The sequence below is a fragment of the Clostridium magnum DSM 2767 genome (genome assembly GCF_001623875.1).
Classification (GTDB): domain Bacteria; phylum Bacillota; class Clostridia; order Clostridiales; family Clostridiaceae; genus Clostridium_AM; species Clostridium_AM magnum.
The window spans coordinates 82,806-94,898 of the sequence record NZ_LWAE01000002.1 but is presented as its reverse complement, the minus strand read 5'-3'; the positions used below and the strand labels follow the sequence as shown (position 1 = coordinate 94,898).

10 protein-coding genes are annotated in these 12,093 nt (G+C 30.9%); 2 read left to right on the top strand and 8 right to left on the bottom strand.

The window, feature by feature from the left end; genetic code table 11:
* Position 1: 1 nt before the first annotated feature.
* From cas8a1 to CLMAG_RS08040, 6 genes are all read right to left on the bottom strand, one after another.
* Positions 2-1,669 (bottom strand): type I-B CRISPR-associated protein Cas8b1/Cst1, encoded by a 1,668-nt coding sequence (gene cas8a1 / locus CLMAG_RS08060; protein ID WP_242873021.1) that lies wholly within the window; start codon positions 1,667-1,669, stop codon positions 2-4.
* A gap of 20 nt (positions 1,670-1,689) precedes the next feature.
* Positions 1,690-2,424, bottom strand: coding sequence for a CRISPR-associated endoribonuclease Cas6 (gene cas6 / locus CLMAG_RS08055; RefSeq protein WP_066620739.1), 735 nt, complete (start codon positions 2,422-2,424; stop codon positions 1,690-1,692).
* Between the two features lie 92 nt (positions 2,425-2,516).
* Positions 2,517-3,455: a helix-turn-helix transcriptional regulator gene (locus CLMAG_RS08050; protein ID WP_066620737.1), complete on the bottom strand. Its 939-nt coding sequence runs from the start codon at positions 3,453-3,455 to the stop codon at positions 2,517-2,519.
* Between the two features lie 409 nt (positions 3,456-3,864).
* Positions 3,865-4,233: a hypothetical protein gene (locus tag CLMAG_RS34660; protein WP_341420182.1), complete on the bottom strand. Its 369-nt coding sequence runs from the start codon at positions 4,231-4,233 to the stop codon at positions 3,865-3,867.
* A 35-nt stretch (positions 4,234-4,268) separates the two neighbouring features.
* Positions 4,269-5,435 (bottom strand): P-loop NTPase family protein, encoded by a 1,167-nt coding sequence (locus CLMAG_RS08045; RefSeq protein ID WP_341420180.1) that lies wholly within the window; start codon positions 5,433-5,435, stop codon positions 4,269-4,271.
* A 372-nt stretch (positions 5,436-5,807) separates the two neighbouring features.
* Positions 5,808-7,112 carry a cell wall-binding repeat-containing protein gene (locus CLMAG_RS08040; protein ID WP_066620735.1) on the bottom strand — a complete coding sequence of 435 codons (1,305 nt, stop codon included), beginning with the start codon at positions 7,110-7,112 and terminating at the stop codon, positions 5,808-5,810.
* A 255-nt stretch (positions 7,113-7,367) separates the two neighbouring features.
* Between CLMAG_RS08040 and CLMAG_RS08035 the strand changes: the two genes are divergently transcribed.
* The gene (locus CLMAG_RS08035) at positions 7,368-9,269 is read left to right on the top strand and encodes a cell wall-binding repeat-containing protein (RefSeq protein WP_066620732.1); all 1,902 of its coding nucleotides are present in this window, start codon (positions 7,368-7,370) and stop codon (positions 9,267-9,269) included.
* Positions 9,270-9,396: 127 nt separating this feature from the next.
* On the top strand, positions 9,397-9,663 hold the full coding sequence (locus tag CLMAG_RS08030; protein WP_066620729.1) for a hypothetical protein: 267 nt from the start codon (positions 9,397-9,399) through the stop codon (positions 9,661-9,663).
* Positions 9,664-9,778: 115 nt separating this feature from the next.
* Here CLMAG_RS08030 and dnaB read toward each other — a convergent pair whose 3' ends face one another.
* Both dnaB and CLMAG_RS08020 read right to left on the bottom strand, forming a co-directional pair.
* On the bottom strand, positions 9,779-11,068 hold the full coding sequence (gene dnaB, locus CLMAG_RS08025; RefSeq protein WP_066620727.1) for a replicative DNA helicase: 1,290 nt from the start codon (positions 11,066-11,068) through the stop codon (positions 9,779-9,781).
* Positions 11,069-11,082: 14 nt separating this feature from the next.
* Positions 11,083-12,093 (bottom strand): DnaD domain protein, encoded by a 1,011-nt coding sequence (locus CLMAG_RS08020; protein WP_066620725.1) that lies wholly within the window; start codon positions 12,091-12,093, stop codon positions 11,083-11,085.

Genomic DNA, 12,093 nt, shown 5'->3' with positions numbered 1-12,093 from the left:
TTTATTTCTCTCCTTCAGTTTCTTTTTTATTTAATTCACCTTGTAATCCTAATACAAATGCATATCCTACATTTTGCAGCACATCGCTATTTCTTAAGGCTAGTCCAATTTCCTTAGGTATTTCCCTCTTCATATACATATGTGCATTCACTATAGTATCCATAAATTTACCACTATCTCTTGTTTTAATTGCATTTAATAATCTATAAGTTATTCCTGATAATTTTGCCTTTGCCTCTTTACTTTCATAGGCCCCTCTAAGTTTAAAGCCATATGACATAAACTTATTTATATCCTCTTGTCTCATTTCCTTTCCTCCTGTTAATGAAGTATTAATTTGTAATATTTTATAAATGTTATGTACACCTTTAAATTTTTCCTTATCTAAATACATAACTAATAATTTGTGAATTAGTTCAAATAGATTTTTACCATCATATATCCTTCTAATAATTTCATCATAAAGATTTATATAATATTTATCCGTTATCCTAACTCTAATTTTTATTAAGCCTTCTAATGCTTTCCTATGATAGTATAAAATCTTCATAATTTTTGGTGATAAAGTATTAAAACTATAAGGTCTTCTATCATTATTTCCATCAATCTTCACAACTTGAATATTCTCAAATTCTTTATCAATATTTTCTATGTTTACATTTTCCATTGCATTAAGCACATTATAGTAAGATAAATTTTCTATTTCCACAAATCTATCTCCTTTACAATCAATAGTAGTAATATTACATTGTTTAAGGCTTTTAATACTTTGATTACTATTAATAAAAATTCCTTTACGTTCCATTAGTACAAATCCTAGTGGTAGACATGAGTATACTAAGTTGCATATTGGACAGATATACGCATCCCCATTCATATTCCAAAAATGTGATGACTTTCTTGACATATCTGCTCCTGTTTTAACAAGCCATGTTAAATCAAAAGCTTCTGGTTTCCCAAGTTTCTTAATTTTGTTATCACAAGTAAAACAATTATTTTTATACTTAGTCTTATCACTTTCAACATAATTAGTAAATGGCTCTATAAAATCTTTTTTATACAATTCATACATATTTTTCTCGTTGTTTGTTTTAAGTAGCATACTTATGTTATTCCAAAATGGTTGAATTATATCATACATTACATTTTTTGCTGCAATTACTCTTTTAACCTCTGGCTTTTTAAACCACTTGATTATTTCTTTTGCTATGGAAATTTGTTTTAATATTTCTTCTTTAAAATCTTCTACTTTATCCTTTTTCTTAAGCTTTATCTTAGCTAGATTTTTTTCCTTATTTACTATCCATACTCTATCTTCTAATAATAAATAAGCACTTAAATAGCTATTAGAATTAAGCATTGATTTTGACTTCATTTTATCTAAAATATCATTTAATTTTTCCACATTCTCATTAGTTATTTCATTGCCTTCGATTGCATTTAAATCATCTTCAAGGCTAGCCAATTTATACCAAGATAACTTTTTCTCATGTTCTGATATTAAAGTTTTAAAATAAGCCTCTTCGAAACCATCTAACATTTCAGAATCAAATTCTAAATAATCATTTTTAATTTTAATACTTTCTCCAAGCTTCTTCTTATGCTCTAATACCTTTATAAGCCCAATAATTGATGCATTTTTTAACCAGTCACCTAGTTCGATTCTCACTAAACTCAAAATTCCACCTCCTATACTAAATCTATCAGTCCAAATCCCTGGCTTCGTCTATATCCCATTCCTGCTTCTAATAAAATTTGAAGATCATCAATATCTCCACTTAAATTAAATATTCCTTTGTATGAATCAACCAATAAAAATTGCTTATTAGTTCCTTCTCTAAAGCCTTCTACCTCTTCTTTTACTACTACTTTTTTCATATTAATAGGAATAAATTTAAGTCTTTCCCTTAAACCATACCCTCTATACGTTTCAAGATATAAATTACTTATATAATTAAGCCCTTCTTCAAAGTTGCTATCATGTACATCTATGCCCTTTCCCGCCCTATCTTTTATAAAAATTGGTGATAAAGTTTTACATGGAATTATGTTACTCTTTACCTTAGCTTCCTTTAACAAAGTAACTGTTTTTAACTCTAAATTATATCCTTTGAAATTAAAGGTTTTGATCTTTAATAATCCATTGTAGATTGCTATCCCTAAATTGTAATCTGGTGTACTAACAGTTATAGAAATATCTCCATTAACATTTATATAGCTATCTTCCACCTTAAAATCTCTTAAATAAATTGCAAAGGAAAAGTCTTTAATTTTTTTATTTTTCTTATCTTCATAAAAATATATTTCATTAAATAACTCTGCATCTCCTATTTCAATAGCTTTCTTTAATAAACTACATATCATAAATCTATTCCCAATTGGAATTTTCTTATCAGCTGCACTTAAATTTATTTTGAATCTCACAAAATCCCTCCTATCACTTGGTAGAATTACTTATACATTAGCTTCTAAAAACACTATACTAATAATTCTGGACAAAAACAGTCACTAATTTTTTATTTTTTTAAATTATTGATCATTTTTTCTAATTCTTCTTTTAATTCAATTTTTAGACTTTCAGGCTCAATGACTTTTACGCAACTTCTCATTGAAAGTATCCAAGAAATGATTTCTGGTCCACCTTGCATAGTAGCTTCAAAGAATATTTCACCATTTTCAAGCTCAGTTATTACTTGATTGTCAACCCAAATTCTTTCCTTGATTGTATTTGACATTGGTGGATATATTTTAAGTTTTAATTTATATTCCTGACCATAAAAGATTCCTATATTCTTGTCCATTGAATCTTGTAAGAACTTTTCTACATCCAAGTTTTGTTCAAACTTAATACTGGTAACAATCATTTCACTTATTCTAACAAGTTTGAAAAATCTAATGCTATCTTTCAGTAAACATTTTGCAATTACATAGCATTCTCCCTTATACATAAATAACTTATATGGCTGAACTCTTCTTCGAGTGCTTTTTCCTTCATTTGATGTATAACTAATAATAACTTCATACTTATGTAAAATAGCTTCATAAAATTTATTTTGTGTTCTTTGAATATCACGTCCATTATTATTAATTCTTGAATATGGAATGATCTGTGCAGATATTTGATTATCCTCTTTTAATATTGAATAGTTTATTTTATCTAATGCTTTTCTAAGTTTTTCATCATCAGAATATTGTGATGATGCACTATAATACTTTAAAAGCATTACTTCATCTTCTGTTAATAATTCTTTAAAAGGAAAATATGAATCTAATAGTCTATATCCACCTGTAGGTCCTGGTATAGATTCTATTGTAAAGAATTCTTCTAAAATTCTTTTATATCTTGCAACTTGTTTTTCACTAATATTAAATTCATCTGCTAACTCTTTTCGCTTTATAACTACCCCTGGCTTAAGTTTGAATATCATTTTTAATATATTGTCTAAATTACTCACCAAAACCTCCTTGTAATTTCACACTGTATAAAATCTAGAATTAAGTATAAATATTGCTTAATTAATACCCAACATATAACTAATATACCAATATTTTAACATAAATTATATCTTAATTTATGTATATATACAAATGTACCAATAAGCTTCTGAGGATATTATAAAAATAATAAATAATCAATCTGACATTAAAACTTAAAAAACGGTTAAAAATATCAGCACGAGTACGAACCCTTCAAGAATTTAAAGACAAGATTGCGACATAACCTAAGAGAATACACAAAATTGTTTACACGACTAAGATCCGTAGATTTGATTTACACAAATCTACGGATCTTCCCAAGTATCCTCCAACATAATCCTTAATATTTACTATATTTCTAACCACTTTACAAAATAAAAGTGTAACCTATATCCAAATCATAAATATATCCTTGCCTTCTATCTGCAATCTTTCTTTTTTCCAATTCTTATTTCCCTGCTTTGTAAAATCAAAAATTACAAGAAATCCTTCACTTAAAGTCATAACATCTAAATAATCACACAACTGCTTAATACCTCTTTCATGAGCAGCCTGACCTCTCCAGATTTTCATTTCTATAACATACATCTTACTTAAGTATGTTATAACTACATCTAACCTTTTTTCTTCAGAGATTTGAATTTCTTTAAAGTCAAATCCTACTCCATTAATTATAGGCTTTATGAAGGCTAGAAAAATAAGTCTGCCATTTTTCTCTAAAAATTCTTTGTCTCTTGTGCTATACTCTTTTTTCATGAACTCTTGGAACTTTAAGAGTACCTTTTCAAAGTCTATACTGTTATCAGGTAATAAAAATTATCTCGAAAATTATATCCTTTTATATCTGTTGAAGTTTCAACTTTTGAAATCATATAATTATAAATTCGCTGTTCATAAATTCTATTATGAATCTTTACTTTTCTATCCATTTCTTTAAAAATACCATAAGTCGTCGCCAAGTTTATTATTGGGTTGTCAGAATTGTATGACAATTCATTACCTTCAATAATTAATTTATAAACAATATTATATAAATCATTATTGTTCTGCAAATTTTTTATTAAAGAATCAAAATTAGTATTACTTTCTTTTAAAAGTATACTTAGCGCTTGTTCTAGATATATTTCTTTCCATGTTCCTCTATTATCCATCAATATTTCTTCATCTATTATCTTGCATAATCTGCTTACTAAAAATGGATAACCAGAAGTATAATAGTGTATTCTTTCTGAAAAATATTCCAAATTTACTTCCATACCTGTTTCATAAGAATACTCTTGAAGCATGGTACCTATCTCTTCCTTAGAAAAGCTCATGTCCATATTAAAATCTACAGCTATGTTCCAAGGACTATTATACTTACGTTTCTCATCTTTTCTTAATTTAAGCTTCAGGTTTTTTACATCATGTACACCAGCAAGAATAACGCTTTGAAATGTAAAATCTTCACCTTCACTTCGTAATAGATATTTATTTCTCAGCATTCCTAAAAAGTTTAAGAATAATTGATTGTCGCTATTTTTATCTATCTCATCAATTATAAGTACAACTTTTTTTCTAGACTTTAATACAAGTTCAGTTATAAATACCCCTAATTCATCAAGAGTTTTTATCTCCTTATTTTCAGCTATTAATTGCATAATTTGATTTTCATTGTCCATTAAAAATATTCTTTTAAATTGTATAAAAAGACCTTCTATAAAGCTTTTTTCACTACTATACCTTTCATCTCCCATTCCTTCAAAACTCAATTTAATAACAAGATAATCTTCTCTTTTTTTTAATGCTCTAGACAACATATATAATGTTGTAGTTTTTCCATATTGTCTAGGTCTATTTACAGTAAAATATTCACCATCTTCAATCATAAGGATCATTTTTTTCAATTTATTATCTATGTTAACCATATAATGCTTTTCTGGAATACATGTACCGGTTATATTGAATTTTTTCTGCATTAAAACACCTCTCAGTTTTAGTTCTAATTATTAATATTATACCCAAGCTATATACTTTAAACAACTTGCCATTTACTCTGGATAACTGAGAAAGCAAAATTAAATCTTTGAGCAAGTAAAAGAGCTGTTGCAAAATTTCATTTTGCAATAGCCCCAGGTTTAATGGACACGCTAATCTAGTATTTATCCGATGACTACCCGCTCTAATACTCCCATCTTCTTCAAAGTGTACGTTGCGAGCGGCTACGTCCCTGGATTCGTTCAACTAAGAATCAGGTGGGGGTTAAATGCCTAAATGGCATTTAACGGGCAAAGCCCCGGGTCGTAGACGAAACCCCATCTGATTCAAGTTTCCACTTCATTTATACTCTATTATTCCTTTGGATTAAAAATATGCACAACCAATTTGTCACCACTGACAAATGTACGAACATGTTCAGTTGTATGAACAGAATCAGGCATATCTAGTGCATAATCAATATATATTAAACTGCTCCAAGCTGCATCTTGTCCTAGAATTATGCTCATTCCTCTATAAAATAAACTCTCTTCCTCTTCTCCCCAAGTCTTTACAGCAAGCTGCCAATACTCACCTTGATTTACTAACCCAATAGTAATTCCATCTTTGTCATATAAAGCAGTTGTTTCTGAACTAAATACAAACCCTATTTTTTGAAACTCATTCCTAATAGCCGCTGAAGTGATGGTATCTACTCCACTTACAATATCGCTTGCTACTGCATCAGAAACTACTGCAGTTCCACCTAAAATTATCACATTATTATAATTTTCATGCTGAGCTTTTATTGAGGACATTACTGAAGGATTAACAGAAGTACCTGCTAAAATCAAAGGAGAATTACTTAAAGCTGCTAAAGCACTTCCACTTAAGGCATCTGGATAGTTCTCTCCAGAAGCTACATAAACTTTGTCGTAACTAAACTCGTTAGCAAACTGGTTTAATACAGCTGCATTTGTGCTATACCTGCTAGCCCCTCCAAGTCTTGTATTACCTTTTAGCTGTGATGCTATTTTATCGCTTACAACTCCACTTCCACCAACTATATAACTTTTACTATAGGAACTATTAGCTAAAAACTCTTTAACTGATGAAGATAAATCCTCCTTATCCGTTAGCAGTATTGGCATTCCCTTTTGTGCTGCCACTGGAGCTATGGATAACGCATCCGCAAATCCAAATCCATTTGTTACTACCACACCAGCAATATCTCCTAAATTATTAGCTACTTGTAGAGATGTTTCAAATCTATTTTGTCCATATATTCTATTAGTTTCAATACCCATATCTTTCATTTCAGAATTTACACTTTCTGATACTACACCAGAGCCACCAACCACAAATACCTTTTTTACATCAAGTGCTTTCAATTGATTTTTTGTATTTAAATCCAAAGTATCTTTTCCAGTAAGTAAAATTGGTGCATTATATTTTTTAGCTAAAGGAGCTGCACAAAGTGCATCTGCAAATCCCTCACCACTAGCAACTACGGCATACTCAGAAGTTGTCCACCCATTACTTATAATTTTAGCACCTGTTTCATATCTGTTGCTTCCTGATAATCTCTTATCTAATGTTGCTGCACTAACTTGAGATGTTGATATTACAGCTAAAGATAGTATTAAAAGTGAGGTAATGTTTGAAACTATTTTCTTCATATTTGTCTCCTTTTGTTAACAATTTGTTACTACACAATTATATTTTATTTACGTACTCTCCACAAGTATATAAAACTGGTAACAAATCAAGACTTAGGTAACGAAATTCTATAATAGATTCTTAACATGCTCGGATCTATTCTTTATTCTTATGTAAATAATCTTTTCTATATAGGGAAAATCTAATACTAAGCTTACCTAGTACATTTTTAGTGTTAACTTTACAAAATTCTATTATACGAAGAAGGTGAATCCATGATAAAGTTAAAAAAGATTTTAATTTTTTTGGTACCTCTTATTTTTGTATTTACAAAGGTTTGGTCCTTAACAACTCCTCAAGTTTCAACAGTGTCTAAAGTGACTAGACTTTCAGGAGATACTCGTTATAAAACTAGCATTGAAATTTTAAATTCTAGTTGGAAAGAATCTAAAAACCTAGTGTTAGCTAGTGGTGAGGATTTCCCCGATGCTTTATGTTCAGTTTCTTTAGCAAAGCAGTTAGACGCACCCATTCTTTTAGTAGAAAAGTCTATGATAAGTGAGGAAACAATAACAAAAATCAAAGATTTAAAAGTACAAACCTTATTTATTATCGGTGGAGAGGCTAGTATTTCAAAGACAACTGAAGATGCCTTAAGAAAAATACCTAATATAAGTATTACTAGACTGAGTGGAAGTAATAGGTATGAAACTTCGGTTACCATCGCAAATTATATACATTCTAATTTTAATACAGGCAGTGAAATAGTAGTTACCTCTGGATTAGGCTTTGCAGATGCACTTTCTATTGCTCCAATAGCTGCAAAAAAGGGGATGCCTATTATCCTATCCTCAAAAGATACTCTCTCAGATACAACAAAGACTTATTTATCTGCAAAGAAAATTACTAAATCCTATGTAGTAGGTGGCTTAGGAGTTATTAGCGATTCTCTTTTAAGCAAGTTTCCTGGATCTGAAAGAATTGCAGGAGCAGATAGATATGATACAAATATCGATGTTATAAATCACTTTGGTGAATATGATTATACTAACGTTTATACTGCCTCTGGCGAAAATTTTCCTGATGCTCTATCTGGAGCTGCTGTTGCAGCTAAAAATTCTTCTTTTATAGTACTCACTCCTAAAACACCTGGCAACAAAACAAAAGGTTTTCTTTATAGTCTTGCTAAGTTAAATTCTTCAACAAAAAATATTGTTGTACTTGGAGGTGATGGAGTAGTTCCAGATGAAACCATAGAAAAGTTAACAACAAGAGAGGAAGATTACCTTGGTAATGTTATAAACGGATTATCTGTGTCCTATAACAATGGATATATATATTATAGAAAACCAAGTGATAACTATGCCCTGTATAGAGTGAAAGCAGATGGCTCAGGCAACATAAAATTAGCAAATCAACCTCTAGCCAGTACTAATATTGTAGGAAATACTATGTACTACTCTGTAGTCTTTGGCAATGACCACGGTATTTATAAATCAAATATTGATGGTACGAACAAAGTAAAATTAAGCAGTTCCTATCCCCGTCATATGCAGCTAGACGGCGACTGGCTTTATTATACACAGAGTGTTCCAGATACTGGAGGCGGTGAGTTATGTAAAATTAAAATAGATGGCACAAACGAAATGAAAATACATCTAAATTTAAATGAATCTTACTCAATAGAAGTTGGGCTTCCATTTTGCGTGAAGGAAGGATGGATATACACAAATATGTATATTCTAACTAATCCAGTAAAACCACAATTCGCAATGATTAGAACTGATGGAAGTACTGTAAAACAAGTGACAAATAAAACTTTATCAAGATTTCAGCCGGTATATAATTGGATTTTTTATAGTGATATTCAAGGTATTCATAAAGTTAAAAATGATGGTACAGAAGATACGCTACTAACCTCAGTTGAGCGTAAAGATGGAGGTGTATACAGTATAAACATATATAATGATTATATCTATTATACTGTTACTGAGTTTGGTGGAACACCTGAACAAATAGGTTTATTCAAAGTAAAGCTCGATGGCTCTGAGAATACAAAACTTACTGATCATGTTGCTAGGTATTTATGGACCGTACCTGGTTGGATATACTTTGATACTGGCGGCAATGAAATATTAAGAATTAAATTAGATGGAACTGGTCTTGAACAGGTTTAACAATATTATAGGTTTTTAAATAAAATTTATAATATTGTTTCAAATAAGTATTTCATTTATAAATAATCAATATTATATAACACTGCATATATATAGTTTGTATAGAACTTTTATATAAGGGGATTACATGATTTATTTAGAGGATGTTGAAAGTATAGTCAAGAATTTGATAGGCAACAATAAAGGTGAATTCTCAAGGGATAAAATACTGGACACCTTGAAGAACGAATGTACTTATAAGCCAAAAGGCAGAAGTAGTGTTCTTATATTCAATTTAAATGAAGTATGGGATAACTACTTTATGAAAAATAAAAAACTAAGAACTATAATTAAAAAAAGAAAAATTGTAAGTATTGAGGAACTAATGCAATACAGCGAAAATACCGAATACTAATTAAGAGTTTGGGCTTATCCAAACTCTTTCTATTTTATCAAAAGTAGGATATATGAAGTGTAAACTTGAATCAGACGGGGTTTCAAACCCTAACTGATTTAAAAAAAGGATTATATTACCTCACCCTCTGCACATCCGGCATCCACTTCAATCTCACAGTCCCCACCTCCCCATTTCGATTCTTCGCAACAATGCATTCCATAATCCCCTTACTTTCACTATCCTTGGTATAATAGTCATCCCTGTACAAAAACATAACAATATCAGCATCTTGTTCGATACTGCCGGACTCTCTTAAATCTGCAAGCATCGGCCTGTGGTCATTTCTCTGTTCTGGTGCTCTAGATAATTGAGAAAGGAGAATTAAAGTTATATCAAGCTCTTTTGCCATAAGCTTAAGAGTTCTAGTTACCCTGGAAATGTCTTGATTCCTATTTTCCGATTTTCTCTCACTATCAATAAGCTGAAGGTAGTCGATAAAAACAATATCCAGCCCTTCTTTAATCTTCAACTTTTTACACTCTGCTTTTATAGACTTTAGAGTTAGTTTTTTATCATAAATCTTTATGGCTGAAGCCGCCAGATCGGAAGCAGCTTTAGAAATCTTATACCACTGTTCATCAGTTAAACTGGCAGTCTTTACATTGTTCATAGGTATATCAGTATGGACAGCTACAACCCTGTCTGATACCTGTATTTCACTCATTTCAAGATTAAAAAAAGCTGTCTTAGCCTGTCCTATAAAAACTGTATTTAAAAGCAGGTTTATGGCCATAGTACTCTTCCCCATAGAAGGCCTTGCAGCTAAAACTACTAAATCCTGACGCATAAAACCACCTAAGGTTTTATCCAAAATCCTATAGCCGCTCTTTATTCCTTTTATCTCCCCGCCTTTCTCATATCTTGTCTGAAGAGTATCCATAAACCTCTCCATTACTCCAGTCATATGTCCAGAATCTTCTTTTTCAACACTGCTTATACCCAAAAGAGAATCCTGTACATTTTCTATCATATCCTCCGCTTCAATCTCTTCCTTATCCAGCTTATCTAAAGAGCTGCTGAGAATGCCTTTTAGCTGCCTATAACTTGATTTCTCCTTCACAATATAGCCGTAATTTTTAATATTAACTGCACTAATACTAGAGTTTATAAGCTCCCCTAAATAGCTGACTCCTCCAACTTCCTTAAGCCTTTCGCCAAGCTTTTCAGATAGGGTTACAATATCCATTGGCAGGCTGCTTTCATACATTTCCTTTAGCTTTGCATAGATTATTTTATGCCTTGTATTATAAAAATCCTCAGGATTTAGGACATCAATGACCTCACATATACTGTCATTTTTTACAAGAATAGAACTAAGTATATTGGCCTCCGCATCCTGATTATATATTTTCTCTATTTTCATAATCCCCCTCCTTCTTAATCCAAATATCTATATGCATCTGCATTACACTTTTCATCCTTTTGAGAACTTCCATCTCTATACTCCACAAGCTCCTCCAGCTTAGTTATACCAACAGACCTCCAGCTTTTAAGAACAGAGTCAATATATCCCGTATGCCTCGCCTTATACTTCACTGCCTCAAAAATTGCCTGTATTATTACCTCATCAGAGAAATAACTTTTCCACTGCCCAAGCTTTTCAAGATCCCTTATGGTAGCCTGCCGTATGTTTTTATTAAACTCCATTAAAACCCTACAGCTGAAATTTTCCTCATGGCCATAAAAGGCATCACCTCCTTCTGTTTTATTTATTACTTTTTCTTTATTAGAAGCTTCTTTTTGTATTTCTTTTTCTTCTTCTTTTTCCCCAAGGTCCTTATAAGCCCCTTCAAAGCCCCTAGCAAGTGATTGTTTTTTTATGTCATCATCAATAGAATCTCTGCCCACTTCCTCATTAGTACTATCTTCAGCTATAGTTTGTCCATCTATATTACTGCCTTCTACTTTATTCTCATCTACTTCTTCTTTTAATTCTTCAGGAATTACTTCTGATTTATCTTCCGCCACAGCTAAAGTAATATCCTTAAATATTGCCTCCACATCATATCCTTTGATTAGGCAGTTTTTATATAATAATTTTAAAAATCCTTCATTTTTAACTGATTTAAGTTCTTTATTTATACAGCACATGGTATTTTTACTGTTTATGAAGTTATACTTTAGCCAATTTAATATAATAATCTCCTTTGTTTCCTTAGAATATATAATCTTTCCATACTCCTCAAATCTCTTTATTAGCTTTTCTAAGGTTTCACGATTATATCCAGTTTCTGCCTCCATAATTCTCATATTAACTTCAAATATACCGCATTGGGTACTCCTTGGATTTGTTAGAAGATAAAAGTAAAAATACCTCTCCTCTGGCGTAAGCTCCGCTATAAATCCATCCTGCCAAAATAATGTTTGTATCTGTCTATACAGTGCCAC

Bases quoted from the DNA above. Each gene is read 5' to 3' on its own strand.
- CLMAG_RS08030 (WP_066620729.1), top strand. From the start codon at position 9,397: ATGATTTATTTAGAGGATGTTGAAAGTATAGTCAAGAATTTGATAGGC.
- CLMAG_RS08040 (WP_066620735.1), bottom strand. From the start codon at position 7,112: ATGAAGAAAATAGTTTCAAACATTACCTCACTTTTAATACTATCTTTA.
- CLMAG_RS34660 (WP_341420182.1), bottom strand. From the start codon at position 4,233: ATGAAAAAAGAGTATAGCACAAGAGACAAAGAATTTTTAGAGAAAAAT.
- CLMAG_RS08035 (WP_066620732.1), top strand. From the start codon at position 7,368: ATGATAAAGTTAAAAAAGATTTTAATTTTTTTGGTACCTCTTATTTTT.
- CLMAG_RS08045 (WP_341420180.1), bottom strand. From the start codon at position 5,435: ATGCAGAAAAAATTCAATATAACCGGTACATGTATTCCAGAAAAGCAT.
- dnaB (WP_066620727.1), bottom strand. From the start codon at position 11,068: ATGAAAATAGAGAAAATATATAATCAGGATGCGGAGGCCAATATACTT.